This is a genomic window from Streptomyces sp. RLA012, from assembly GCF_056270325.1.
The window spans coordinates 4,308,037-4,333,425 of record NZ_JBWDPA010000002.1 but is presented as its reverse complement, the minus strand read 5'-3'; the positions used below and the strand labels follow the sequence as shown (position 1 = coordinate 4,333,425).

The window sequence follows — 25,389 nt, the reverse complement described above, 5'->3', positions numbered from 1 at the left end:
TCTCGGAACTGCTCTGACCCGCGTGTGAGCACGGGTCTGTGCTGTCTGCCTCAGCTCGTGGGGCGCTGCTGGTTCTCGATGTACTGGCGTACGACGGTCAGCGGTGCTCCGCCGCATGAGCCGGCGAAGTAGGAGCCGGACCAGAAGTGTCCGCCCCACAGGTACCGGCGGACGTGGCTGTCGTATTCCTGGCGCAGGCGGCGGGAGGAGACGCCCTTGAGGCTGTTGACCAGCTTGGAGAGCTGCACCTTCGGCGGGTAGTGCACGAGGAGGTGGACGTGGTCCTGTTCGCCGTTGAACTGCTTCAGCTCGGCCTCGAAGTCCGTGCAGACCTCGCGCATTACCTCCTCACAGCGGGTCAGCATGGCGTCGGTGAACGCCTTCCGCCGGTACTTGGTGACAAAAACCAAGTGGACATGGAGGTTGTAGACGACGTGACGACCGGTGCGTACATCGGGGTTTGGATTCCAACGTGGTGACATAAGCCAATACTGTATAGTTTCGTCCATGAGTGATCACGGCTTGGAGGGGCGGCGGTTCGGGCACCGCGCCCGGCTGGCACTGTTGCCTGCCCTGGCACTCAAGGCTGACGATCAGGCGCACGCGTCCCGCACGATGTGGAATCTCCTGCACGCCTGGTGGCAGATGATGCCGAAGGGGAAGCGGACTCTCGGACACGCGGACACCGCGATCCGCCAGGCCCGCCAGGACATCGATTTCCTCGCCGTCCTTCCCGCGCAGGCCGCGCAGGCGGTGTTGAAGACGTATTTCCAGGCGTGGAAGAACTGCTGGGAGGGCCGGGCGGACGCCCCGAACTTCAAGGCCCGCTTCCGCAGTACCCTGACCGTTGATGTGCCGCAGGGCAGGGATCTGAACATCGTCCGTGTCCATCGCCGGTGGGGCATGGTCAATCTGCCGAAGATCGGCCGCGTGCGCTTCCGCTGGACCAAAGACCTCCCCGTCGGCAAGCACGCCGGCAAGGAAAACCGCATCACCGGCGCGCGCCTGATCAAAGACACACTCGGCTGGCACATCGCCTTCCGCGTCCAGACCCTCGAAAAGGCGCCGGGAACCCACCAGGGGCCGGAGGCCGGCATCGATGTCGGTATCACCGTGCCGCTGGCCCTCTCCGACGGTGAGACGTACGAGCACGGCGAGTGGCTGACCAACCGGGAACAGGCCAAACTCCTGGGTCTGGAGCAGCGCGCCGCCCGCCGCGAGAAGCACCGCAGGCCCGGTGAACGCACCTCCCGCCGTCTGCACCACACCTACGACCAGATCGCAGGACTGCGCGCAAAAGCCAAGCGCCGGGCCACGGACTGGCAGCACAAGACCACCACCGACATCGCCCGCACGTACAGCGTTGCGGTGGTGGAGGCATTGCAGATCACGAACATGGTCAAGTCCGCCAAGGGGACCATCGAGGAGCCGGGGAAGAACGTCGCCCAGAAATCTGGGCTGAACCGCTCGATCAGCGGGGAGGCGTGGGGCCGCACGGTCACCATGCTGACGTACAAGATCGACCGCCAAGGCGGCACCCTGGCCAAGGTCCCCGCCCCGGGCACCTCCCAACGCTGCTCCGCGTGCGGCTTCACCACACCCGGCAGCCGGGAGACCCAGGCCCTGTTCGTGTGCAAGAACCCCGACTGCGGGTGGTCCGGCAACGCCGACCACAACGCAGCCCGGAACATCCTGCACCTGTACCGGATGGGCCACGCGCTCATCCCGGCTGCCGGGAGGGCAGTCGCCAGACGCGCACCGCGCGTCAAGCCCGCCACCGCAAGGTAGGCGGGAATCTCCCTGCTTCAGCTGGGAGAGCACTTCAAGACAAGGTTCTCAAGGACGATGTCCTGGCCCCGGTCTTCGCCGGTCTGGCCCCCGAACACGCCGTCCATGTCGCCCTCTGGCTCGGCGAGGTCTTCGGCGGTCCGCCCGCCTACTCCGAGAGCCAGGGGGGCCACGGTCACATGGTCGCCAAGCATCTTGGCAAGAACATCACCGAGGTGCAGCGGCGGCGGTGGGTCAATCTGCTCCAGGACGCGGCGGACGACGCGGGGCTGCCGACCGATGCCGAGTTCCGCTCGGCGTTCCTCGCGTACGCGGAGTGGGGGACGCGGCTGGCCGTCTACTTCTCCGGGCCCGACGCGACCCCTCCGGGAGAGCAGCCGGTACCGAGGTGGACGTGGGGGGCGGCCCCGCCGTACCAGCCGTAGGGCTACCCCCGTTCGGCCTGAAGATGCGCGCCGGCGCCCCTTCAGGGGCGCGGGGAACTGCGCGCCCAGCCCCCACTCAGGCGCACCCGCTACTGAGGCGTCGTCGCGCCCGCCCGCGTCGCGTCCGTGCCCCAGCTGGCCAGCAGGCGCAGCGCCTCCGCCGAGGGGGAGCCCGGCTCCGCGTGATACGTGATGAGCGACTGCTCACTGTCGTCCGGCAGCCGGAACGACTCGTACTGGAGGGAGAGGTCGCCCACCAGCGGATGCCGCAGCCGCTTCACGCCGTGGCTCTTCTCCTTGACGTCGTGGGTGGCCCACAGCCGTCGGAAGTCCTCGCTCTTCACCGACAGCTCCCCGACCAGGGCGGAGAGCCGCGGATCATCGGGGTGGCAGCCCGCGTCCATGCGCAGCAAGCAGACGATGTCGATCGCCTTCTGCTCCCACTCCACGTACAGATCGCGGTACTCGGGCTTCAGGAACACCAGCCGCGCCCAGTTCCGCTCCTGCGGCGCCAGCTCCGACCAGTCCCCGAACACCGCCGCGGCCATCCGGTTCCACGCCAGGACGTCCGAGCGCCGCCCGCTGACGTACGCGGGGATGCCGTCCATCGAGTCCAGCAGCTGCCGCAGCGCACCCCGTACCTGCTGTGGCCGCCCCGGCTGCTTCTTCTTGTGCGCCTTGGGCTTCGCGAGGTGGGTGAGATGCGCATGCTCGGCATCGGTCAGCCGCAGGGCGCGGGCGATCGCGTCGAGTACCTCCGCCGACACGTTCCGTCCATTGCCCTGTTCCAGGCGGGTGTAGTACGCGACGGACACCCCGGCCAGCTGCGCCAGCTCCTCGCGCCGCAGCCCCGGCACCCGGCGGTGCCGTCCGAAGTCGGGCAGCCCCACGTCCTCCGGCTTCAGCCGGGCCCGGCGGGTGCGCAGGAACTCGCTGAGCTCGGCACGCCGGTCCAGGGGCGGAGAGGGCTGTTCATCCATACGTCCAGTATTCACGGTCGTACGCCGGTGAGCCTGACCCCGCCAGTAGTAGGACCAGCAGACGTACGCAAAGCCGTGACCTGGGTGAAGCCCCTGGCGTCCGGCAGGCTGTACACCGTGCCCGACCGAAGGCAGCCGGGCACAGGACATACCACTCCTTAGGAGAACCCCCGGCATGACCACTGTTGCTGCGTACGCCGCCCCCGCCGCCAAGGCTCCGCTGGAGCGCACCACCATCGAGCGCCGTCCGGTCGGTGAGTTCGACGTCCTGATCGACATCAAGTTCGCCGGCATCTGCCACTCGGACATCCACCAGGCCCAGGAGGGCTGGGGCAAGGCCATCTTCCCGATGGTGCCCGGACACGAGATCGCCGGCATCGTCTCCGAGGTCGGCTCCGGCGTCACCAAGTTCAAGGTCGGCGACCGCGTGGGCGTCGGCTGTCTCGTCGACTCCTGCCGCGAGTGCGACAACTGCAAGGCCGGTCTGGAGCAGTACTGCACCGGAGGCGGCGTCGGCACGTACAACGCCCTCGACAAGAACGGCGAGCCCACCTACGGCGGCTACTCCGAGAAGATCGTCGTCGACGAGAACTACACCCTCCGCATCCCCGACGGCCTCTCCCTCGACGTGGCCGCGCCGCTGCTCTGCGCCGGCATCACCACGTACTCCCCGCTCAAGCACTGGAACGCCGGCCCCGGCAAGAAGGTCGCGATCCTCGGCATGGGCGGCCTCGGCCACATGGGCGTCAAGATCGCGGACGCGCTCGGTGCCGAGGTGACCGTCCTGTCGCAGTCCCTGCGCAAGAAGGACGACGGGCTGAAGCTGGGCGCCGACCACTACTACGCCACCAGCGACCCGAAGACCTTCGAGGAGCTGCGGGGTTCGTTCGATCTGATCCTGTCGACCGTGTCCGCCCCGCTGGACCTGGACGCCTACCTGGCGCTGCTGAAGACGGACGGCGCCTTCGTGAACGTGGGCGCCCCCGAGGAGCCCGTCAAGCTCAACCTCTTCTCGGTGATCGGCGGCCGCAAGACCCTCGCGGGTTCCGGCATCGGCGGCATCCGGGAGACCCAGGAGATGCTGGACTTCTGCGCCGAGCACGGCTTCGGCGCCGAGATCGAGCTGATCACCGCGTCCGAGATCAACGACGCGTACGAGCGGGTGCTGGCGAGCGCCGTCCGCTACCGCTTCGTGATCGACACCGCCACCATCTAGTCGCGCTAGTCGCGCTAGTCGCGCTAGTCGCGCTAGTCGCGCTAGTCGCGCTAGTCGCGGACGGAGTGCAGAGGGCGCCGACCGGTCGTACGACCGGTCGGCGCCCTCGGTGTTTCCACCGTACGTACGGCAGCGGTCGTCGTGGTCAGCGCCGGCCCGACCTGCCCAGCAGCCACAACAGATAGGGGCCGCCCACCAGGGACGTGAGCGCCCCGACCGGGATCTCCAGCGGCGGAACCAGTGTGCGGGCCACGAGATCGGCGCCGACCACGATCAGCGCTCCCGTCAACGCGGAGGCGGCCAGCGGGAGTTGCGGGGTACGGGTGAGACGGCGGGCCAGCTGCGGGCCGGTGAGGGCGACGAAGCCGATCGGGCCCGCCGCGCCGGTCGCGACCGCCGCGAGCACCACACCCAGGACGGTCAGGCCCAGCTGGGTGCGCTGGACGCGGACGCCGAGCGCGGCGGCCGTGTCGGCGTCCAGGCCGAGCGGGCGCAGTGCGCGGCTCGCCCACACCAGGGCGGGCAGGGAGAGGAGAAGGATCCAGGCGAGGGGGGTCGCCTGCTCCCAGCCGCGCCCGTTCAGACTGCCCGTCAGCCACAGCTTGACCTGCTCGGCGGCGGCCAGCTCGCTCTCGGTGAGGTAGAGCTGCACGACGGCGGACAGCGCGACGCCGATCCCCACGCCGGTCAGGACGAACCGGCTCGGCTGCATCCCGTGCCGCCAGGCCAGTACGTACACCAGCGCGGCGGCCGCGAGACCGCCGGTGACGGCGACGGCCGGGAGCGCGCCGGGGGAGGCGACCGTGCCGGTGGCCAGCGCCAGTACGGTCGCGGCGGCGGCGCCGTGCCCGACGCCGATGACGTCCGGGCTGGCCAGCGGGTTGCGGGTCACGGTCTGCACGAGAGCCCCGGAGAGCCCGAGCGCGGCCCCGACCAGCGCGCCGAGCACGATCCGCGGAACCCGCAGCTCGCCGACGACCAGGTCGTACGGGCCGCCCTGGCCGCGCAGCACCCGCCAGACCTCGCCCGGCGGGACGTACGTCTGCCCGACGCAGGCCGCGAGCAGCATCACGCCCGCGAGGAGCAGGAGGAGGACGGTGACGACGGCGGCCGCGCGCCGGTGCAGGAGGAGGGAGAGGCGTCGGCGGCGCAGGACGACGAGTCCGGCGGAGTCCGGGTACGTCGGGGTGCTGTTCGTGGGGGGTGCCTTGGGCGTCTTGAGTTTCTTGGGTGTCTTGAGTTTCTTGGGTGCCTTGGGTGTCTTGGGTCCCGGGGGAGTGGTGGGTGCCGTGGTCACGAGGCCATCCCCTTCCGGCGTACCAGTACGACCAGGACCGGTACACCGACCAGCGCGGTCATCACCCCGGCCGGGACCTCCGCGGGGGCCCGCACCACCCGGCCCGCCACGTCCGCCGCGAGCAGCAGCGCGGCGCCGAGGAACGCGGAGAGGGGGAGGGTCCAGCGGTGGCCGCCGCCCACGAGCCGGCGGGCGAGGTGGGGGACGGCGAGGCCGATGAAGGCGATGGGGCCCGCGGCGGCGACCGCGGCCGCGGTCAGCACGGTCGCGCCGAGCGCCGCGCAGGCCCGTACGAGCGTGACCCGGTGACCCAGCGCCCTGGCCGTGTCGTCGCCGAGCGCGAGCGCGTCCAGGCCGCGGGCGCAGGCCAGTACGAGCAGCGCACCGGCGGCGAGGAACGGCAGCATCCGGCCCACCGTGCTCGCGTCGCGCCCGCTGAGCGCGCCCACCTGCCAGAACCGGAACTGGTCCAGCGTGGCCGAACTCGATGTGAGGACGACGGTCGTGGCACCCGCGGTCATCGCCGACAGGGCGGTTCCGGCGAGCGCCAGTTTCACCGGAGAGGCGCCGCCGCGTCCGCGGGAGGCGATGGCGTACACCACGCAGGCGGCGAGGACGGCGCCGGTGAAGGCGTACCAGACGTACCCGTCGAAGCCGTTCGCCCAGCCGAGCGCGATCGCGAAGACGACACCGGCCGCCGCGCCCTGGCTCAGTCCGAGGATGCCCGGGTCGGCGAGCGGATTGCGGGTGACCGCCTGGAGTGCGGCCCCCGAGAGTCCGAGGGCGGCACCGGCGGTCAGTCCGATCGCGGTCCGCGGCACCCGCAGCGACCGTACGACCAGCGCGTCCGGTGAACTCCCGCCGTGCACCAGCGCGTCGAGGACGGTGGACAGCGGGACGGGGCGGGTGCCGACGGCGAGGCTGAGGGCGGCGGCGGTGACGGCGAGGAGGAGGGCTACGCCCAGCCAGGTCGCACGGCGCACGCCTGCCGGGGCGGACGCGCGGCGTGCGACAGAGGTAGAGGTAGAGGTGCGACCGGTCACTTGCCTATGGTGTCCGCGAGCTGCCGTACGACGAGCTGCGCGGCGGTCGGTCCGGCGTTGAGGTACCAGGGGTCGTCGTCGACCTTCACCGCGTGCCCGGCCTTGACCGCCTTCATCGACTTCCACAGCGGTCCGGCGAGCACGCTGCCCGCGTCGGTCTTGGAGGCGTCGCCCTGCACGGAGTAGAAGATCCAGTCCCCGTCCGCGACATCGATGCTCTCCGCCCCGATGTCCTGCGAAATCGCCTTGAACTGCTGGGACTTGGGCCGAGCGAGCCCCATGTCGACGGCGATGGACCCGGTGAACGACGACACTCCGAACATCCGCGTCCGGTCGGGCGTGAAGCGCACCATGGACACGGCGGGATCGCCGAGCTGCTTCCCGCGCGTCGCGGCGTCGGTCACGATGCCGTCGAGCAGCGTCTGCGCCTTCTCGCCCTTGCCGACCGCGTCACCGACGAGCAGCAGATCCCGCTTCCAGTTGATGCCGTTGCCGGCCGTGACGACGGTGGGCGCGATCTTCGACAGCTTCGGGTAGAGGTCGCCGAGCGAGTCGTTGATCAGGATCAGATCCGGCTTGGCGGCGGCGAGCGTCTCCAGATTGGGCGCGGCGCGGGTGCCCGCGTCGGTCATCTTCGCCAACTGCTTCTTGTACGCGGGGAACGCGTCGCTCAGATAGGCCGGCACCAGTCCGGCGTTGTCGGCGCGGGTCGTGACCGTCGGGACGACGCCGAGGGACAGCAGGTCGTCGAGCTGGCCGGTGCTGAGCGCGGCGATCTTCAGGGGCGCGCTCTTGAGTTCCGTACTGCCCTCGAAGTGCCCCACGGTCCGCGGGAATTCACCGTCCTTGGCGCTGCCCGCGCCCATCCCCTCGGCGACCGCGCTGGGGGCGGCGGCGGGGCCCTCGGAGGCGCCGGCCACGAGGTTGCGGTCACCGGCGGCGGTGCCCTTGCTCTTCGAGGAACCCGTGTCCCCGTCCCCGCTCCCGGAGGAACATCCCGTCAGCAGACCGCCGACCACGACAACGGCCAGGACGGCCTTCGACCCCAAGGTGCGCACGAGTACTCCGATAGTCCGCTAGTCCGATCAAGCAGTAAGGGCAGCCTAACCTTAGGTTGCGTTTGCCGGTGCACCGCCCACCGCGTTAGCTGGAACGCAGTGGCGTGCGGCTCGAAAAAGCGGCAAGGAGCGACGATGATCACGCAAGAGCAGGTCGATCGAATTCTCCGGCTCAGCGGCGGGGACGGGCTCCCGTTGGTCTCCCTGTACCTTCCGGTGGATCCGGACCAGCCAGACCAGTCAGACCGGCCCGACCAGCTCGACCAGCCGGGCCGGCGTGGATACCGGGCCCGGCTCGCCGACCTGTTGGACCGCATCCGGCCCCTCGCGGACGACCACTCGCTGGAGCACGCCGCACGGCTCTCGCTCCGCGACGACATCGCGAGGATCGAGCGGATCGGGGAGAGGGAGCGGATCGGGGACAGGGGGCAGATCGGGGAGAGGCTTGGCGGTGCGCCCCGTCGGTCGGGGACCGTCGTCGTCTTCTCGTGCAGTGGCAACGGCGTCTACGAGGAGGTGTGGCTGCCGCGGAGCACTCGCGCGCGCGTCGTGGTGGACGCCGATCCCTACGTCCGTCCGATGCTGGCGGTGCTCGACGAGTACTACCGCACCTGCGCGGTCGTCGTGGACCAGGACGCCGCCCAGATCTGGGAGTACCACCTCGACCAGGTCAGGGAACTGGAAGCGATCAGCGACCGTACGCTGCGCAGGCCCGACTACGCCGCGGGGCTCGCCGAGGACCGGGTCCGCGGCAAGGCCGACGAGTTGAGCAAACGGCACTACCGGCGGCTCGTCGGCGAGCTCAAGCGGCTGCTCCACGAGGGGGGGGCTTCGATCTGCTGGCCATCGGCGGACACCCCCATGAGGTACCGGCCTTCACCGAGTTCCTCCCCCGTGTCCTGCACGACCGGCTCGTCGGCCGCTTCACCGTCGACCGCGCGACCGCCACACCCGCCGACATCCGCGACAAGGTGCGGGAACTCGTCGCCGACCGCGCGCACCAGGAGCAGGAACGGCTGGTCGGCGAGATCCTGGAGGCCGCGGCGACCAAGCACCATGCCACCGTCGGGCTCGACGACACGCTGTGGGCGGGGTCGGTGGCAGCGGTACGGACGCTGGCCGTGGAGGCCGACGCCGTCGTCCCGGGAGTCGTCTGCGACCGGGATGGGCTGCTCGCGCGGGCCGGAGAGAGCTGCCCGCTCTGCGGGGATGCGCTGCGCGCGGTCCCCGACGTCATCGACGAACTCATCGAGACCGTCATCGACGACGGCGGCGAGGTCCGGCACATCGACCTGGAAACGGACCTGCGCGAGCACCTGGCCGGAGCCCTGCTGCGCTTCGAACTGCCGCCGTACCCGCTCTTCGAGACCTGACAAAGGCGTCCTGAGGCCGCGGCCCGAGAGCCCGGCCGGGTTTCAGAGCCCGGACGGACGGCTGGAGAGCCACTCGGGGTGGCGGTCACGCCGTCGGTCCCGTTCTTCGGCGGTCGTCAGGATGACGTCGGCGCCTCCGTCGTACGGGTGGTGGATGCGCTGAAGCCGGGTGTCGGTGAGGAAGACCCCCGCGAGCCGATCGTCCGCGACGACGCGCAGCAACGCGTCGACGCAGCCCCGCTCCCAGGGGCGGAGGTCGGCGTAGAAGTGCTTGTAGTGGTGGAACTCCGGGTCGGGGTCGTCCTCGTGCGCCTCGGTCCACCAGGGGACGCCTTCGGGGTGGAGCGCCTGCCGCGTCGGGATGAAGGCGGGCCCGGTCCGCGTGATCGACCAGTCCATGGTCACCACGAACACGTCCTCCCCGGCGAACAGTTCGTCGAGGACCGTGTTGTACCGGTCCAGCACGATCGCGTACTCGTCCTCGAACTCGGGGTAGCGTTTCGAGCCGGGCAGACTGTGGAAACGCACCCAGCGGTCGGCATACGCGGTACGGAATTCGTGTGCGACCGGAGGACCCGCCGCACGCCGTTCCCTCCACAGAGCCGCCAGGCGACCGGGGGCCACGGAGAGACTCACCCCTCGCCCCCCAACCCCTCGCCCCCCAACCCTTCGCCCCCCAACCCCTCATTCCTCATTCCTTCATTCCTCATCCCTCAGTCCCATATCAGTCCCAAAAACCCGTCCCGCCCTCCAAGCAGACGATCTACCCTGCTGCTCAATGCCTGAAGCCGGGGTGGATGGCTCGGGCGAACTCTTGAGCCGACGGGACGCCGCGCGCTCAACGACCAAACGGGTGGGGAATACAGTGGTTCGCCGAGCGCGGGTCGGAAGCGCGATTGCCATGTTCATGACCTCGTTGACGCTCGCCGCATGCGGGTCCGGGCAGGATGTCCGGGTAGGCGCGGCGTCGGAAGAGACCAGGACGGCCGCAGTACAGGGCAAGACGTTGAACAAGGCGGACCTGGAGCGGGCGACGATCACTGCGACGGATCTCGACGGCTACGAAGTCAACCAGGCCCTGTCTGCCACCTCGGCCTCTCACCGGACGGCGGATCCCGCCGAATGCGCGCCCGTCGTTCAGGCACTGGGCGGAAGCAGCGGCTTCGCGGCCACCGCACGCACCGCCCGGGTGATTTTCTCGAAGAAGCACGGCCCGGGAGCATCCATGGTCCTGTCGTCACACAGCGCCGGGGATGCGGCACGGGTGATCGACGCACTCCGCACGGCCGCCAAGCAGTGCAAGACCTTCAAGGACATCCGGGCGGACTTCCGCTATGACGGGACCGAACTCCGGCCCGACCCCGGCTACGGCGACGAATCCGTGTCCCTGCGGCTCACACAGCTCGCTGCGGACAATGAGGACGAGGAGCCCATCCGGGTTCCCTGCGCGGTGGTGGCCGTTCGGCAAGGAGCCACCGTCGCCATGTTCTACGAGTTCAACCTCCCCTCAGGGCCAAGGGGCAAGGAGCCGGCCGTCGTACCGGAAACGATCATCAGGACGCAGCTGAACAAGCTCGGCAAGCTGACGGCTTCCAAGTGATCGTGGGGTCGGCCCGTGTTGATCGGATGCCGGCGGACATCTTCCTGTCCTTCGGCATGGGGCTGACGCTGCTCGGCTTCTTCGTCATGGGGCTGACACTGCTCGGCGACGGCATCGCCGTCTTCACCTCCTGACCTCCTGACAGCTTCCGTCGACGTCCGTCGACGTCCGTCGACCTCCGACGGCCTCCGACCGACGCCCGCGCGCCCCATTCCCGGAGTGCGGACCATGTGCGCGCGGGATACGCTTTTGACGGCCAGGTCAGGCTCTCCGGGCGGTTTTTGCAGACGCCGGGGCCTCATTCGCGATGATCGATTCTTCCTGCGGAGACCTTTCACGAGCGTGCTGCACCCCTTGCGTTCGCAGGGGTGAGCAACTGCCGAATCCCTCATCTTCGAGGGCGTGGCGTGCCTCGCGCTTCGGGCGCCGTACGAGTGCTGTCTCGGGTCCCGCGGCTTTGCCGTCCCTGCAATGGGCCGTCCCTGCAATGGAGGTCGGGATGAGAGTCGTCGTTGATCTTTCCCGGTGTCAGGGGTATGCGCAGTGCGCGTTCCTGGCTCCGGACGCGTTCCGGATGCATGGCGAGGAAGGGCTGATGTACGCCTCCAACCCCGACGACGCCCAGCGCGAGCAGGTGCTGCGTGCCGCGGCGGCCTGCCCGCTCCAGGCCATTCTGGTCGACCGGCTGGAGGGGCGGGACGTGCCGGTGGGGGCGTCGCCGTCATGAGCACTGCCGACACCCTGCAGGGGTTCAAGCGCGAGGGCCGCGTCGTGATCGTAGGGGCGTCACTCGCGGGACTGCGGGCCGCGGAGGCGCTGCGCGACGAGGGGTTCACCGGGACCCTGACGATGATCGGTGACGAGTTGGGCGAGCCCTATGACCGCCCTCCGCTGTCCAAGCAGGTACTGACCGGATGGGTGCCGGCCGATGGCACCACGCTGCCCCGGCGTCGTGAGATCGATGCGGAGTGGCTGCTGGGCGTCCCCGCCGACGGACTGGACCTGGCGACCAACCAGGTGCGGCTCGCCGACGGCCGCAGGATTCCCTTCGACCGCATGCTGATCTCCACCGGCGTACGGGCCCGGCCCTGGCCCGTCGAGGCCGAGGCGGCCCTGGAAGGAGTGTTCGTCGTCCGCACGCGCGAGGACGCCGACGGTCTGCAGCGGGCGATCGCCGCCGGGCCCTCCCGGGTACTGATCATCGGCGCTGGCTTCACCGGCTCCGAGATCGCCTCCATCTGCCGTGAGCGCGACATCGCGGTGACCGTCGCCGAACTCGCCCCGTCCCCGCTGGTCGGAGGACTCGGCGCCATGATCGGTGAAATCGCGGCGGACATGCAGCGCGCCCACGGCGTCGACTTGCGCTGCGGCGTCAAGGTCACCCGGCTGGAGGGCGACGCGCAGGGGCGGTTGCGGCGCGCCCACTTCTCCGACGGCGGCACGGTCGACGCCGACGTGGCGGTGGTGGCGCTCGGGGGCATCCGCAACACCGAGTGGCTGCGCGACTCGGGACTGGCGGTGGGCATGTGGGGAGTCGCCTGCGACTCGGGCTGCCGCGCCTTCGACCTCAACGGCCTGGTCACCGACGACATCTTCGTCGCCGGAGACGTGGCACGCTCCCCGAACCCGGTCTACGAGTACCGGTTCATCTCGCTGGAGCACTGGGCCAACGCCGTGGAGCAGGCCGAAATCGCGGCGCACAACATGGTCAGCGCCCAGGCGGACCGCTGGCCGCACCTGGCCATCCCGACGTTCTGGTCGATTCAGTTCGGCGTCAACATCAAGTCCGTGGGTGTACCGACCTACGCCGACGAGGTCGTCGTCACCCAGGGATCCGTGCCCGACCACCGTTTCGTCGCCGCGTACGGCTACCAGGGCCGCGTCACCGCGGCGGTCAGCTTCAACAACGCGAAGTGGCTGGACCACTACCGGCAGCTGATCGAGACGGCCGCGCCCTTCCCACCCTCCTGCCCCACACCCGACCAGCCCCTCGACGCGAAGCCGGTGCCCGTCGACTTCCCCGGCCCCACGCTGCTCGCCCAGGGCGCCACGGTGGTCGTCACCGGCCACGACCCGGGCGAGCGCCGCGTCACGGCCATGCGGCAGCACCACCGGTAGGCAAGCGCGGAGGGAAAGCGACATGACCACGACCGAGACGCCCGACACCCTGCACCGGATCCTCGACTACTCCACCCGGGCCGACCCGTACCCCCTGTACGCCGAGCTGCGCGAGACGCCGGTCGCCCTGCAGGAGGACGGCAGCTACGTCATCAGCACGTATCGCGAACTCGCCGGCATACTGCACGACCCGCACCTGAGCTCCGACGTGCGCAACCTGTCGCATCCGACGGCCGCCGCCGAGGCACGCACCACGCCCTCGTTCATCAACCTCGACCCGCCCGAGCACGACCGCCTGCGGCGCCTGGCGATGCGTCACTTCGGCCCCCCGCACACCCCAGGGCTGGTGACCGGCATGGAACCGGACCTGACCGCCACCGTCAGCGGCCTGATCGACGACTTCGCGGGCAAACAGCGGATCGACATCGTCGACGACTTCGCGTACCCGTTCCCCGTCACCGTGATCTGCCATCTGCTCGGCGTGCCGCGCGAGGACGAACCGCGGTTCCACGTGTGGGTGAACGCCATCATCGAATCGATCGACTACGACCCCAAGACCGACCCGAAGGAGAAAATGGACAACGGCATACAAGCCACCAAAGACCTGCGCCAGTACCTCGGCGGGCTGCTGGAACAGCGCCACGGCCGACCCGGCGACGACCTGCTGACACGGCTGGCCAACGATGACGGGCCGGACGGGCGGATGACCGACGAGGAAATCATCAGCACCGCCAACCTGCTGCTCATCGCCGGCCACGAGACCACCGTCAACCTCATCACCAACGGCATGCTGACGCTGATGCGCCATCCGCAGGTGCTGCGGCGGCTGCGCGACGACCCGGATCTGGTCGTGCCGCTGGTCGAGGAACTGCTGCGCTACGAGCCGCCCGTGCAGATCATTCCCTGGCGGGCGGCGTACAGCGACATCGCCGTCGGCGACACCGTCATCCCGCAGGGCTCGAAGATCATGCTCATGCTTGCCTCGGGCAGCCGCGATCCGGCCCGCTTCGAAGATCCCGATCGCTTCGACCCCGATCGGCGGGACAACCAGCACCTGGGCTTCGGCAGCGGCATCCACCTGTGCTTCGGCGGACCGCTGGCCCGACGGGAGACCCAGATCGCGCTGACCGAACTGGTCCGCCGCCTGGACCATCCCACGCTGGTCGCCGACCCGCCCCCGTACCGGCCCAGCCCCGTCCTACGAGGCCCCATCCATCTGCACGTCGAGCAGAGCTGAGGGGGCCAGTGCCCGTCCCGGGGCGGGGTGTGTGGCATGTGGCGCGGATTCTGTCATGGCGTGCGGCCGTCGGGTTCTGGCTGCGGCGTGGCGGCTCGGTGCGGCCTCGGGGGTGGGTACGAGTCCGGGAGCGGCGTGCGTGTGCCGTCATCACCCGGAAGGTGTCCACGCAGGCGGTTCAGGGCGGCCAGGGGAAAGGGTTTCTCCCACCATGCCCAGTAGCCGTTGTGCCCGAGGACGCCGAAGAGGTCGGTTCCCACCGTCGTGACCGACTGGCTGAGTGTCAGCAGCGGATACGTGCCTGCCCACTGCGGCTTCGCCGTCCGCTCGTCGGAGCTCTCCAAGAGGGACACGGACACGTTCACATCGGCGTCGGAGCGGTCCAGAACCCACCGCAGTCCGGCAGGCTCCAGTTCCCAGACACAGCCGGAGCTCGACGCACCTTCCCACAGCTCCGACAGAGCCGTTGAGAGGCTTCCGAGAGGATCAGCCCCCACGTACGAGGCGTGGCAGGCGACGGTTCCCGACCGGTCGCCCGCCACGACGTGCATCCAGCCCAGGGCCCAGGGGCGACAGCTGAAGTGAAAGCCGTCCAGCGCTTCCAGCGCTTCGGAACGGATCGTCGCTTCTGAGTAGTACTTGTGGAACGAATCGAAGCGTCTGCTGACGAACGGGCCCGAGAGGCTGGACGGCACGGGTTCAGCCGTCGGACGGGACGGGGGCCTCGCCGATCGGGCAGGAGACACCGGTCCCGGCGAACTGGTGCTGCCATCTGATCCGTGGGCGGCGGCGGGCCGCTCGGTGAACTTGCCCGTCACGGGCGCAGGGGGGCCGGCAGTTCGTCCCCGGCGGGATAGGGGTGTTCCTGGGGCAGTAGTCCGGCTGCGGCGTCCAACTCGTTGCGGCTCACGAGCCCGTGGATCTCTCGGGCGAGCGGAGTCACGTCCCTGATGGCCACCGTCCACTCGTCCGCGTAACGCCGTACGGCCTCGCCGGAGAGCCCGAGTTGGAGCGAGCGGTACGGCAGGGGGCGCAGGTGCAGGTCACGCTCGGGGTCCCACTGGATGCGGGTCGGTGCGCGCTTGAGTTGACGTTGCCAGGCGCTGCGGTCGGGGTGCAGGCCGCGCACGTAGCTCGACAGGCAGGCGTGGCGCAACGCCCATTCGAAGCCGTCGCGGGTGATCTCGACGGCCAGGACAGTCTCCTGCCCGGCCTTCGTCGCCCAGCCGCAGCGGTACATCATCCACAGAAAGGACGGCTTGATCCACGTCATCCTGTCCCGCTTCCACGCGGCGGGGAAACGGCCCTCCCGGACGGCGGGCAGGCCGATCTCCGGTGAGTACGCCTGGTAGACGGTGATCGTGGACGCGGTGTGGAGTGCGCGGATGCCGCGCTGCGGTTCTTCCATGGCGTACAGGGTGAGGCTGTCCGGTCCCCGTCGGCCATCGATTTTCGAGTATGCCGGGGTGGCGTCCCCTGCCTCAGTGAGCGCGTACGGCCGCGTCGATTCGGTCGGCGATCTCCTGGGCGACGGCCTTGGTCGTCTTCAGGGGAAACGCTCCTTGGTTGCGCGCGCCGGGGCGTGCGGTGCCGGAGGCGGGGGCGATGACAGAGCCTGTTCATGGATCAGATGGATCAGATGGACCGGATGGATCAGATGGACCGGATGGATCAGATGGACCGGGAGGACCGGGAGGAGGGAATGGACCGGGAGGAGGGAATGGATCGGGAGAAGGGGCGACGTCGTTCGGCGTGGAGCGCGATCCGGCCCGGGTGGTCGCGTTCAGCGACGGGGTCATCGCCATCGCCATCACGCTGCTCGTCCTGGAGATCCACCCACCGCACGACACCCGCCACTTGTTGCACGGCCTCGCCACGCTCTGGCCGTCCTACCTGGCCTACGTCCTTACCTTCATGCTGATCGGGCAGGTGTGGGCCAACCATCACATCATGTTCGACCACATCCGCAGCGCCGACCGAGTGGTGCTCTTCCTCAACACCGTGCTGCTGATGGACGTCGCGCTTCTGCCGTTCGCCGCCTCCGTGCTGGCGAGGCGTTCCGGGACGGACATGGGCAGCGCACCGCTGTCGTCTTCCACGGCGCCGCCTTCGTACTCCTGGCCCTTTTGTTCAACGTCATCTGGGGGTACGTCCGTCGTGATCGCCGGCTGCTCACCGCCACCATCGACGCGGCCGGAGTGACAGCCATCAGCCGGCGCTTCCGGCTCGCCCTTGTCTGGCTCGCCACCGGAATCCTGCTCGGCGCACTGGTTCCCGTACTCGGCGTGGCCGTGATCGCCGCCTTCATCCTCTACTTCTGGCTTCCCATCGCAGGCGAGATCCCCGCGGCGAAGCGTCGGCGGCAGCGTGGACATCGGGACGGGTGAACTCGGCGAAGCTCGCGTAGTCGCGGCGCTTCGGATCGACGCCGGGCCCGAAGCCGCCCCGTCACGCGTCGACAGGCGCCTTGTGCCTGACCTTGTGCCTGACCTCCCCGAGGTCGACGCCGCACTCCGCCGGCTCGGCCCGCGCGGTTTCACGATCGGGGACCACCGGGTACAGGCCCTTCACTCTGCCGGGCTCGGCGTCGGTGAGCCCCACTCCGATCAGCACCGAGCGCGCGGTGGTCGTCGTCGCCGGTCTTCCCGGCGCTGGGAAGACGATGCTGTCGCAACCGGTTCGGGTCCGCTTCCAGGGCCGCCCGGTCCCAGCCGCCGTGTTCCGCGGCAGCCTCGTAGGTCGCGTGCAGGAAATCAGCCAGTGCCCGGTCCGGGTCGGCCGCAGTGCGCACCGCCTCGTACGGCAGAAGGAACTGGCCAAGGTCAGGGTCGTAGAACGCGTCGGCCTGGGCGACCGGGTGGTCGGCGAAGCCGCTCGGCTCGGGATAGGCGTACGAGTAAAAGGCTCCCTCTTCACCGCCGCCGGGCCAGAAACCACAGCTGCTCAACTCACGGGAGTAGCCCTCCGCCATCACCCAGTCACCGCAGTTCGGGGCGCCGCCGGGATGCGGGGGCGCCGCCCGCCCTGAGAACCTCGTGCAGGCCAGGTCCATGGCGCCCCAGAAGAAGTGCACCGGGCTCACCTTGCCGGCGAAGTATGAGCGGAACTCCCCCAGCACCCGGTTGGCCTGCAGCAACTGCCGCCAGAAGAGCTGCGCGGCCCCCGGGTCGTAGGAAGTGTGCTGGTGGTCTTCGTCGAAGGGGATCGCCGGGTCCACCTCGTTGGGAGACGCCTGGATCTTTGTCTCGATTCCCAGCTCGCTCAGGGCCTGCATCGTCTCGCGGTAGAAGTCGGCCACCGGCCTCGGCTCCAGGGCCACATTGCGGTTGGCGCCGTCGCTGCTGCGGATACGCAGCTGATGGTCGAGGAAGTCGAACTCGATGTCGAAGACCCCCGAGCGGTAGGGGATCGCCGACGTGGTGAGGCCGCGCGGGCTGACATACAGGGTGACCTGCCACCAGTGATTGACCAGGGGCGCGTGGGCCAGCCGGATCTTGCCGACGATCTGGGTCCACATGTGCAGGGTGTCCCGGGTCCCGGTCCAGTCGGCGACTCGCAGCCGCGGCCACGTCGTCCGCGACGCCCCATTGGAGACCACGGCCACGGCACACTCCTCCCAGGACAACTGGCCGACACCGACCACGCTGCCCTCAGCCAAAGAATCAGGCAACCCGACGGGCAACCTGATGGGCAAGCTGACAGGCAACCTGACACGCAACTCGGCGCGCCTCACCGGCCACCGGACCGGGACACCTGCATGCTCCACGAGCAGCCGTGCGCCCGCATCGCAAGGAGTGATCCAGCGGCTCAGTCCCACCAACGGCGAGGCCCTTCGGGGTCGATCGGAAGGAGCTCTCATCATGAATGTCGACCAGTCGGTACTGGTTCTCGGGGCGACCGGGGGACAGGGCGGCGCCGTCGTCAGCGCGTTGCTGTCCCGCGGTGCCGCCGTCCGTGGACTGGTCCGCAACCCTCGATCCGCTTCGGCCCGGGGCCTGGCCGACCGCAACGTCGAGGTGGTGGGCGGAGATCTCATGGACCGCGACTCCCTGGCCTCAGCCATGCGGGGCGTAGCCGGTGTGTTCGCGATGACCACGCCCTTCGAGTCCGGACCGGCCGCCGAGATCGCTCAGGGCCGGAGCATTCTCGCCGCCGCCCATGATGCTCGTGTGCCACACCTGGTCTTCAGTTCCGTAGCAGGTGCCGACCAGGACACCGGCGTGCCACACTTCGAGACCAAGGCTGTCATCGAGCGGGAACTGGCCGCGGGCGAGGTGCCCTACACGATCCTGGGGCCGACCTACTTCTTCGACAACGCCCTCGGCGGCGAGGACCGGATCCGCCAGGGAGTGCTCGATCTGCCGCTGCCACCGGACCGTCCGCTGCAGCAATTGGCACGCCCCGATCTGGGCGAGTTCACCGCCGCCGTCTTCGCCGCACCCGACGCGTTCGTCGGACAGCGCATCGAGCTCGCCGGCGACGCCCCCACGCCCGCTGACATGGCAGCCGCGTTGAGCACGGCACTCGGTGGGACCGTTCGCTCCAACGAAGTGCAGCTCAACGAGATCGGCAACGACGACATGCGAGCGATGTGGGCGTTCCTGCGTGGCCCCGGCTACCGCGTCGACCTGTCGGCGCTGCACGCCGCCCATCCCGATCTGCGCTGGACGTCGTTCGCCGACTGGGCCGAAAACACCTTCTCAACGGCACCATGACACGCTGCTTTGTCGACGTGCTGCCTTGTCCGCGGGTCCTTGGAATGGCCCGCGGGTCCTTGGAATGGCCGGCATCAGCTACCACTTGGCATCAGCTACCGCGTGGCATCAGCTACCGCGTGGCATCAGCTACCGCGTGGCATCAGCTACCGCGTGGCATCAGCTACCGCGTGGCATCAGCTACCGCGTGGCGACAGCGCGGTACTGCTTCCGCTTGCGGTACTGCTTCCGCAATGGTCGCCTTGATTCCCCGTCGCCGCAGATGAGCGCGGTTGTCGTGGCGCGGCCGGCATCGTCCAAGAGCCATCAGAAGCGCCCTGGGGTCTGTTTGAGCGCGAGCATCGTCCCGCCCAACCCTTTTCCCTGTCACGTGATCAGAAAGGCCGCCGCGCTGTACCGGGCGAGGGCGGGAGCTGGTGGGAGCTGGTAGGACCGCGGACAGCTGCCCCGCGTCCCGACGTCCGCGAGGCAGCGCAGCGAGTGGTCGCAGACCTACGATCGGACTGAGGAGCCCCACGGGGCGTCCGCTCAGAGGACCTCTGAGGAGGCATCTACCTCTGCCGGCCCGATCGGAACGTCGCGGTCGCGAAAGGAGTCTGTGTAGGGCGACCATGTGGGCACCGCAGGCCGGTACGGCCTTGGAGGCCATCTCATGTGGCTGGTCCGAACGCTGTCATGCGGAAGCCACCACCTCGCCGGCCATGACCTGGGGAGGGTTGGGGAGCAGTGACGCAAGGTTGTCCCGCACGAAGTCCGCAGCCCTTGAGATCGATTCGTCGGCACCGGCCCGGTCCTGGAAGACGCTGGTCGAGACCATCACTCCGTCCCCGGTATCGATCCAGTAGTAGGCCACGAAGCCGGAGACCTGGCGCATGAGCGGCACGAACCCTTCATTCACGAGACGTGCGGCCTCGGCCGAATCGGTCACCCCTTCGTACCGCCGGACTGCTGCGTACATCGACAAGCTCCTCACGGCGTTCTGGGTTCGTGCTCTGCTGAGACGTCGTACCCCTGCGACGGCTGCCTGGCTCATGAGGCGTCCGGCAATCACCTGAAAGGGCCGCCTTGGGTGATCCGAACGCCGACCGTCGGGCCCGGAGCCCAGTGCTGTGACCGCACAGGTTCGCCGGGCTGGTCAGGCTGTGGTTGTCCGTGCGCGTCCGCCCCAGCGGGTGCGTTTCTCGCTGCGGATACGGGTGCGTTCCTTGCGCTGAAAGGTGACGCCGCGGCCCTGGAGCAGGCGCCGTAACGCCTCGCGGCCGATACGGATGACGCCCCGGCGCGCGATCTGCTGCAGCTGCTGCCCTTCCTGATCGGTCAGTCTGCGCACCCGCACAGGCTCGGCCACCACACCTTCCGGCAGTCGGAAACGACGTCGCCGTCCATCCAACGGCCACGGCCGAGAACCGCGGGGGCACGTTTGTGCGTCCTGTCCGTCTTGCAGAGTGACGGCCGCCGCAGGGGGCGCGGACAGCAGCAAAGGGTGATCATGAGGCGGAAATGGGTGCTCGCCGCAGTTCTGGCGTTCCCGGCGGCTTTCGTGGGGTGGATTGCCTGGACGGTCATCACGGACTTCACCGCCGACCCGATGACCCAGGCAGAAACCGCCTCGTGCGAGGACGCCATGCACTACGCGGACCAGGACGGGCTGCCCAAGGGGGCTCAAGACGCGAAGTGCACCGTCCGCGCCTGGCTGGACACGGAATACGAGGCGCGATTTACGATCACACGAGCGGATCTGGACGCGTGGCTGAAGGAGGCCTATCCCGGCACTCGTCTCACGTCGGAGGACTGCTCCGGGACACCGGTGGACGTCTGCGCTCACATCGATCTGCACCCTGAAGCCGACGGCGGGGCGATGGCGATAGACATCGTGGTGCGGTACGGCAAGGACTCGACAGCGGTCGTCGATTTCTCGGCGTACGACGTGTGACGCGGCGGGCGCCGCCCTCCGCTCGATGACCACAGCTTCGCCGGCCGTCATCGCGCGGCGGATTCACACGGAGCTTGTGCTACCCCTCCCCGCACGATCGGTTGCGGCCGCTGCCCTTCCGTCCCGGCCGACCTGTGCGGTCACAGCACCCCTTTGCGTTACTGCTCTCCTGGGCTTCAAGAAGTTCGTCACCGTGCTCGATCACCCAGCGTCCGAACGCCGTCATCGGGCCCTCGACCAGGCTCTGTCCCAAGCCGGTCAGGGCGTAGTCGACGCGCGGCGGCGCCTCGGCATGTGCGTGGCGCTCGATCAGTCCGCCCGTGAGCAGACGGCGCAAGGAGTCGGTCAGAACCTTGTCGCTGATGCCGCCGATCGCGGCACGCAGCTCGCGGCGTCGGCGCGGTCCCGTACGAAGCGCTGCCAGCACAACGGGATCCCAGGTATGGGCGAAGAGATCGGTGGCCGCGCGCAAACGGCAATCGGCGACCAACTCATAGCAGTAGGCGTCGTGATCGGTCATCTCGCCGTCCATCATCGCGCGTCGGTCACGCACCGATCGGTGTGTAACGCCTTCCCTACCGTAGCCACCCGACCGACCACCGTTGGAGAGGCACAGACAGATGCGCATCGGGATCCTGGGAACAGGGACACTGGCGGCGGCCCTGGGTGAGGGCTGGGCACGAGCGGGACATGAGGTGGCGATCGGCGGACGGTCGCAGGTCAAGGCGGAGAAGCTTGCCGAGCGGCTGGGCCACGGAGTGCTCGCCGTCGCGCCGCGTGAGGCGGCCACCGGGCGCGACGCGGTCCTGCTCGCCGTGTCCTGGGACGGCGTCGAGGACATGATGGGAGCGGTGGGCGCGATCGACGGCGTACTCAAGGGGACGCCGTTGATCGATCCCACGAACGCTGTCACGCACGGCGTCGGCACTCTGCTCACCGAACACGGCGAGTCGATGGCGGGGCGGATCGCCGGGCTTGCTCCAGGAGCCCGGGTCGTGAAGGCATTCCATCTCTTTCCCGCCGGGCAGTGGACGAGCCCGCCCGGTGGCGGCCGGTCCCGTGTGACCGTGGCGATGTGCGGCGACGATGCGACGGCACTGCACGTCGTCGGCGAACTGGTCCGTGACGTCGGCGGGACTCCGGCGACTCTGGGGGCGCTGGATCGCGTCCGCCAGTTGGAGGAAGTGGCGGGTTTCGTCATCGGGTTGGCCTTCGCAGGCTTCGACCCCAACTCCGCCGTCCCTCAAGTCCCCTCAATCGACAGGCGCACCAGCTCACAGGAGTAGCCGTACCTCTCGCACGCCCGGTGATATGCCCCGGACGGGGGCTGTGAATGCGGCTTGATGCCCCATGCCCAGGCGTGCCCATGGACTTTTCTTGCGAAAGGTACTCGGGCAAGTCACCCACGGGTGACGGCGCTGCATGACCATCACCCTTACTCAGGGGACGCGACGAACCTGCTCAGTTGATGGCCTTGGCAGGGGGCGTCACGGGTCAAGCCCGCGACGCCCCCACCTCGTGGTCAGCTCGGCCGGCCAACCGCCCGCAACGGGCACCCGGTGTCGACACGCGTGGCGAGTTCAGCCCGCAGGATGGCGAGTTCGGCCATACGGGCGTCGATGACCTGGATCTTCTGCTCGAACAGCACGGACAGCGCCTCCGCGGAGTCCGGCGCCTCCCGCAGCTCCTCGCCGTGCCGCGCGATCTCCGCCAGAGAGAATCCGAGCGTCTGCGCAGTGCGGACGTACTGCAGCCAGGGCACCGCCTCGGGCGGGAAGTCGCGATAACCGTTGGCCAGCCGCCGACCCGTGACGAGGCCGACCTTCTCGTAGAACCGAATGGTGTCCCTGCTCATGCCCGCCTGCGCGGCCAGCTCTCCGATACGCATGCCCCTCCGTCGGATGGTGGGCTTGACCTTGGACCGTACTCCACTGTTTACCGTGAGGCGTCGCCGTCCCGAGACCAGTTGGAGCCTCACCGTGATCCGGCCCATTGCCCCCGAAAGTCCCGCCTATCTTCGCGGCGTACGCGCGAGCGCCTGGTACGACCTCGTTGTCACTGCGGGCTTCGCGACGCCATGGACGTACACGCTGGTGCACGATGCGCTGTCATCGTCGGGCAACGCACTCGGGCTGGGCGCCCTGCCCGAACTCGACCCGATACAGATCCTGTACGCGAATCTGATGGGCTCGGTCGTGGTGGTCTGGGCCGTCCTGCGCATCGTCCGGCCGCTGGCAGTGCACGGACTGCTCGACGGCATCGCGCGCACGCTGTTCGCGGCGTGGCAGTCGTACGCGCTGGCCCACGGCGCCACGCGGCTGCTTTGGCTGTTCTTCGGCGTCGAGGTGGTGTTCGGCCTCGTCCAGCTCGTGCCGTGGTGGCGAAACCGCACCACGAACCTGTTGAACACGGAAGGCCGGCCCGGCCGGCAAGAAGCTGCTGCCTCTGACGGTAACGCAGCCGGGTTCCACGACCGCGTGGTCCAGCTGCCCGGCCAAGCGTGATCGCTTGACCGGATGCTGCCAGGCGGCCTTCTGCTGGATCTTGGCCATCCGGACGGCCTGTTCGCTGGTGTTGTCGAAGGGCACCCGTGCGGGGTCCGTCCGGCGGTGATCTCCTCGTAGCGGGCGGTGAGGCGTTCGAGGGTGCTCCAGGCCTGTCCGGTTCGCGGCGAGTTGTCTTGCTCGCGCAGTGGGCCGTTGCTAAGCCTTGGGCACTCAACTCTATGGAGGACGCTGTGTATCGAGAGCCCCCTCTTCCCGTTCCTCCGCGTTCACGTGTCCAGGGATTCATCTGCGCCGTCGCGGCCATCGCCCTCGTGACGCTCACCGCCGCGACAAGTCCCCCCGACGCGGACACCCGGACCGCGGCGGTCGCGGCAGCCGTGGTCCCGGCAGCCGTGGTCCGCGAGTGGAACGCCATCGCCACCGACACGATCAAGACCAGCCTTGGCCCACGCCCCTCCGGGCAGGCAGCGATCTGGGAGGGGTTCGTCTCCGTCGCCGTGTACAACGCCGTGGTGGGGATCGAAGGCGGCTACGCCCTGTACAAATGGCGCGAGCGCGGTCCGGCCAAGGCATCCTCCGCGGCGGCCGCCGCCACCGCGGCCCACGACGTGCTGCTCACCTGCTTCCCCGCCTTCAAGGAACGGCTCGACACCGCGTACGCGGACTCGCTCGCCGCTCTTCCGGCCGGTCAGGCCAGAGACCGGGGAGTTGACTACGGAAAGCGCGCCGCCGCCCGCATCATCGAACTCCGGGAAGGGGACGGAAGGTTCGCGGACGTTCCTTTCACCGCTTCCCCGGCACTGGGGGTCTGGCGGCCCACCCCGCCCGCGTTCCAGCCCTTCATCGACACCTGGCTCGCCCGGCTCCGCCCCCTCCTGCTCGCCTCCCCGCAGCAGTTCCGCCCCGGCGGACCACCCGCCATCTCCTCGGCCGCCTACGCCAAGGATGTCCAGGAGGTGAAGGCCATGGGCGCGAAGACCGGCTCGGGCAGGAGCGCGCGGCAGACCGAGACCGCCCTCTTCTTCGGCGGCAACCTGGTCGAACAGGTCCAGACAGCCGTACGGGACCACGCCACCCGGCACCGGCTCGGCATCGCCGAGACGGCCCGGCTGTTCGCCGCGGTGAACGCGTCGGCGACCGATGCCGCCGTCACGGCATGGGACGCCAAGCTCCACTACGGCTCCTGGCGGCCGATCACTGCCATCCGCCTCGCCGACACCGACGGCAACCCCGCGACGACGGCAGACCCGGCCTGGGAGCCGCTGCTCCTCACCCCACCACACCCGGACTACATCGCCGGCCATACGACCGTCGCCGCTGCCGTGGCACGCGCCCTGACCGGCGTCCTCGGCACCTCGCGCATCGACCTCTACGTCCCCTCCGAGGTCACCGGCACCACGCGGTTCTACGGGTCCGCCGACGACCTCAACCGGGACGTCGTCGACGCCCGTGTGTGGGGCGGCGTCCACTCCCGCACGGCGGACGTAGCCGGCTGCCGGGCCGGCACCCACATGGCCGCCTGGGCGCTGGACCACTACTTCCAGCCGGTCGCCAAGGACGGCACCCAGCCGTCCCCGCCGACGCGAACGGCTCGGCAGGACAGGCTCGCCGAGCCCAAGTGCGGCGACGACACCGACTGAACCACAGAGCCGAGGAGGACCCGGCGTCGTGCCGCGCTCCGGATCCTGCCCTGAGCACTGGATCGGCGGGTAGACCTTTCCCTTGCAGGGGTCGGCCACTTCCGACAGAGACCGAGCGGGGACTGGGAGTGCGTCCTCCGCGGCAAGGGAGACTCGGGCGGCCCGGAGTGGCTGCTTGGGGACTACGACTCGGAAAAGGCTGTGAACGCGCCTTGATGACCAACGTCAAGCCGTGTTCACAGCCTTTTCTCCGGCACGCGTCCGAGAAGCTGCCTACTGCTCCAGGCTGTGAGTCCTCGGCGCTTTGCCCCTGGCAGGATGGCCGACACGGAGATCATTCCGGGGCTCGGCGTCAACACGGTCAGGATCGGTCCACCCGGAGGTCGCGTTCCGGGAGCCGTAGCTCGGCGACCCGGAAAGATCACCTGGAGTGCCCCTCACAGCGGAGAAGCGGTGCCG

General features: G+C 69.2%; 27 protein-coding genes and 2 pseudogenes. 16 read left to right on the top strand and 13 right to left on the bottom strand.

Annotation, left to right across the window (positions count from 1 at the left end):
* Positions 1-50 precede the first annotated feature (50 nt).
* Entirely contained in the window at positions 51-482 is a 432-nt protein-coding gene (gene tnpA, locus RV986_RS19545) for an IS200/IS605 family transposase (protein WP_467595250.1), read from the bottom strand.
* A gap of 25 nt (positions 483-507) precedes the next feature.
* On the opposite strand from tnpA, the gene RV986_RS19540 reads away from it, so the two are divergent.
* Together RV986_RS19540 and RV986_RS19535 are read left to right on the top strand one after the other, a co-directional pair.
* Positions 508-1,788, top strand: coding sequence for an RNA-guided endonuclease InsQ/TnpB family protein (locus RV986_RS19540; RefSeq protein WP_475918650.1), 1,281 nt, complete (start codon positions 508-510; stop codon positions 1,786-1,788).
* 38 nt (positions 1,789-1,826) lie between these two features.
* Positions 1,827-2,213 (top strand): annotated as a pseudogene (locus RV986_RS19535) (group II truncated hemoglobin); the annotation flags it as partial.
* 89 nt (positions 2,214-2,302) lie between these two features.
* On the opposite strand, the gene RV986_RS19530 reads toward RV986_RS19535, so the two are convergent.
* Complete coding sequence (locus tag RV986_RS19530) at positions 2,303-3,193, bottom strand: helix-turn-helix domain-containing protein (protein ID WP_475918649.1); 891 nt, start codon at positions 3,191-3,193, stop codon at positions 2,303-2,305.
* A gap of 175 nt (positions 3,194-3,368) precedes the next feature.
* Between RV986_RS19530 and RV986_RS19525 the strand changes: the two genes are divergently transcribed.
* On the top strand, positions 3,369-4,409 hold the full coding sequence (locus RV986_RS19525) for an NAD(P)-dependent alcohol dehydrogenase (protein ID WP_475918648.1): 1,041 nt from the start codon (positions 3,369-3,371) through the stop codon (positions 4,407-4,409).
* A gap of 145 nt (positions 4,410-4,554) precedes the next feature.
* On the opposite strand, the gene RV986_RS19520 is transcribed toward RV986_RS19525, so the two are convergent.
* From RV986_RS19520 to RV986_RS19510, 3 genes are all read right to left on the bottom strand, one after another.
* Complete coding sequence (locus tag RV986_RS19520) at positions 4,555-5,562, bottom strand: FecCD family ABC transporter permease (protein WP_475924335.1); 1,008 nt, start codon at positions 5,560-5,562, stop codon at positions 4,555-4,557.
* A 140-nt stretch (positions 5,563-5,702) separates the two neighbouring features.
* Complete coding sequence (locus RV986_RS19515; protein WP_475918647.1) at positions 5,703-6,689, bottom strand: FecCD family ABC transporter permease; 987 nt, start codon at positions 6,687-6,689, stop codon at positions 5,703-5,705.
* 56 nt (positions 6,690-6,745) lie between these two features.
* Positions 6,746-7,807 (bottom strand): ABC transporter substrate-binding protein, encoded by a 1,062-nt coding sequence (locus RV986_RS19510; RefSeq protein WP_475918646.1) that lies wholly within the window; start codon positions 7,805-7,807, stop codon positions 6,746-6,748.
* A 135-nt stretch (positions 7,808-7,942) separates the two neighbouring features.
* Here RV986_RS19510 and RV986_RS19505 point away from each other — a divergent pair.
* Both RV986_RS19505 and RV986_RS19500 read left to right on the top strand, forming a co-directional pair.
* Positions 7,943-8,578 (top strand): annotated as a pseudogene (locus RV986_RS19505) (baeRF10 domain-containing protein); the annotation flags it as partial.
* A gap of 200 nt (positions 8,579-8,778) precedes the next feature.
* Positions 8,779-9,180, top strand: coding sequence for a hypothetical protein (locus RV986_RS19500; RefSeq protein WP_475924735.1), 402 nt, complete (start codon positions 8,779-8,781; stop codon positions 9,178-9,180).
* Positions 9,181-9,222: 42 nt separating this feature from the next.
* Here RV986_RS19500 and RV986_RS19495 read toward each other — a convergent pair whose 3' ends face one another.
* Positions 9,223-9,708, bottom strand: a complete 486-nt coding sequence (locus RV986_RS19495) for a DUF3885 domain-containing protein (RefSeq protein ID WP_475918645.1) — start codon at positions 9,706-9,708, stop codon at positions 9,223-9,225.
* 250 nt (positions 9,709-9,958) lie between these two features.
* Between RV986_RS19495 and RV986_RS19490 the strand changes: the two genes are divergently transcribed.
* The 4 genes from RV986_RS19490 (at position 9,959) to RV986_RS19475 (ending at position 14,135) form a co-directional block, all read left to right on the top strand.
* Complete coding sequence (locus RV986_RS19490) at positions 9,959-10,780, top strand: hypothetical protein (RefSeq protein WP_475918644.1); 822 nt, start codon at positions 9,959-9,961, stop codon at positions 10,778-10,780.
* 499 nt (positions 10,781-11,279) lie between these two features.
* A complete protein-coding gene (locus RV986_RS19485; protein WP_475918643.1) occupies positions 11,280-11,507 on the top strand; it encodes a ferredoxin in 228 nt (75 codons plus the stop codon).
* Positions 11,504-12,898, top strand: a complete 1,395-nt coding sequence (locus RV986_RS19480) for an NAD(P)/FAD-dependent oxidoreductase (RefSeq protein ID WP_475918642.1) — start codon at positions 11,504-11,506, stop codon at positions 12,896-12,898. The genes RV986_RS19485 and RV986_RS19480 overlap by 4 nt, the downstream gene beginning before the upstream one ends.
* Positions 12,899-12,920: 22 nt before the next feature.
* Positions 12,921-14,135, top strand: coding sequence for a cytochrome P450 (locus RV986_RS19475; protein WP_475918641.1), 1,215 nt, complete (start codon positions 12,921-12,923; stop codon positions 14,133-14,135).
* Between the two features lie 53 nt (positions 14,136-14,188).
* Here the strand turns inward: RV986_RS19475 and RV986_RS19470 are convergent, their stop codons facing one another.
* Together RV986_RS19470 and RV986_RS19465 are read right to left on the bottom strand one after the other, a co-directional pair.
* Positions 14,189-14,830, bottom strand: coding sequence for a hypothetical protein (locus tag RV986_RS19470; RefSeq protein ID WP_475918640.1), 642 nt, complete (start codon positions 14,828-14,830; stop codon positions 14,189-14,191).
* 119 nt (positions 14,831-14,949) lie between these two features.
* Positions 14,950-15,543: a DUF4291 domain-containing protein gene (locus RV986_RS19465; RefSeq protein ID WP_475918639.1), complete on the bottom strand. Its 594-nt coding sequence runs from the start codon at positions 15,541-15,543 to the stop codon at positions 14,950-14,952.
* 344 nt (positions 15,544-15,887) lie between these two features.
* Between RV986_RS19465 and RV986_RS19460 the strand changes: the two genes are divergently transcribed.
* Positions 15,888-16,337 (top strand): TMEM175 family protein, encoded by a 450-nt coding sequence (locus tag RV986_RS19460; protein ID WP_475918638.1) that lies wholly within the window; start codon positions 15,888-15,890, stop codon positions 16,335-16,337.
* Positions 16,334-16,522, top strand: coding sequence for a hypothetical protein (locus tag RV986_RS19455; RefSeq protein WP_475918637.1), 189 nt, complete (start codon positions 16,334-16,336; stop codon positions 16,520-16,522). Before RV986_RS19460 ends, RV986_RS19455 begins: the two co-directional genes overlap by 4 nt.
* 149 nt (positions 16,523-16,671) lie before the next feature.
* On the opposite strand, the gene RV986_RS19450 is transcribed toward RV986_RS19455, so the two are convergent.
* Positions 16,672-17,733: a DUF5996 family protein gene (locus RV986_RS19450; RefSeq protein WP_475924334.1), complete on the bottom strand. Its 1,062-nt coding sequence runs from the start codon at positions 17,731-17,733 to the stop codon at positions 16,672-16,674.
* 262 nt (positions 17,734-17,995) lie between these two features.
* Here RV986_RS19450 and RV986_RS19445 point away from each other — a divergent pair, with 262 nt between their 5' ends.
* Entirely contained in the window at positions 17,996-18,850 is an 855-nt protein-coding gene (locus RV986_RS19445) for an NmrA/HSCARG family protein (protein WP_475918636.1), read from the top strand.
* Positions 18,851-19,523: 673 nt separating this feature from the next.
* Here RV986_RS19445 and RV986_RS19440 read toward each other — a convergent pair.
* Both RV986_RS19440 and RV986_RS19435 read right to left on the bottom strand, forming a co-directional pair.
* Positions 19,524-19,808: a hypothetical protein gene (locus tag RV986_RS19440; RefSeq protein WP_475918635.1), complete on the bottom strand. Its 285-nt coding sequence runs from the start codon at positions 19,806-19,808 to the stop codon at positions 19,524-19,526.
* 177 nt (positions 19,809-19,985) lie between these two features.
* Positions 19,986-20,198 (bottom strand): hypothetical protein, encoded by a 213-nt coding sequence (locus tag RV986_RS19435; protein WP_475924734.1) that lies wholly within the window; start codon positions 20,196-20,198, stop codon positions 19,986-19,988.
* 141 nt (positions 20,199-20,339) lie between these two features.
* On the opposite strand from RV986_RS19435, the gene RV986_RS19430 reads away from it, so the two are divergent.
* Complete coding sequence (locus tag RV986_RS19430) at positions 20,340-20,783, top strand: hypothetical protein (RefSeq protein WP_475918634.1); 444 nt, start codon at positions 20,340-20,342, stop codon at positions 20,781-20,783.
* Between the two features lie 79 nt (positions 20,784-20,862).
* Here RV986_RS19430 and RV986_RS19425 read toward each other — a convergent pair whose 3' ends face one another.
* On the bottom strand, positions 20,863-21,336 hold the full coding sequence (locus RV986_RS19425; protein ID WP_475918633.1) for a winged helix-turn-helix transcriptional regulator: 474 nt from the start codon (positions 21,334-21,336) through the stop codon (positions 20,863-20,865).
* A 67-nt stretch (positions 21,337-21,403) separates the two neighbouring features.
* On the opposite strand from RV986_RS19425, the gene RV986_RS19420 reads away from it, so the two are divergent.
* Positions 21,404-22,069: an NADPH-dependent F420 reductase gene (locus RV986_RS19420; protein WP_475918632.1), complete on the top strand. Its 666-nt coding sequence runs from the start codon at positions 21,404-21,406 to the stop codon at positions 22,067-22,069.
* Positions 22,070-22,305: 236 nt separating this feature from the next.
* Here RV986_RS19420 and RV986_RS19415 read toward each other — a convergent pair whose 3' ends face one another.
* Positions 22,306-22,671, bottom strand: coding sequence for a MerR family transcriptional regulator (locus tag RV986_RS19415; RefSeq protein WP_475918631.1), 366 nt, complete (start codon positions 22,669-22,671; stop codon positions 22,306-22,308).
* Positions 22,672-22,762: 91 nt separating this feature from the next.
* Between RV986_RS19415 and RV986_RS19410 the strand changes: the two genes are divergently transcribed.
* Positions 22,763-23,287 carry a hypothetical protein gene (locus RV986_RS19410; RefSeq protein WP_475918630.1) on the top strand — a complete coding sequence of 175 codons (525 nt, stop codon included), beginning with the start codon at positions 22,763-22,765 and terminating at the stop codon, positions 23,285-23,287.
* Positions 23,288-23,601: 314 nt separating this feature from the next.
* On the top strand, positions 23,602-24,930 hold the full coding sequence (locus RV986_RS19405) for a vanadium-dependent haloperoxidase (RefSeq protein WP_475918629.1): 1,329 nt from the start codon (positions 23,602-23,604) through the stop codon (positions 24,928-24,930).
* Positions 24,931-25,389: the final 459 nt, after the last annotated feature.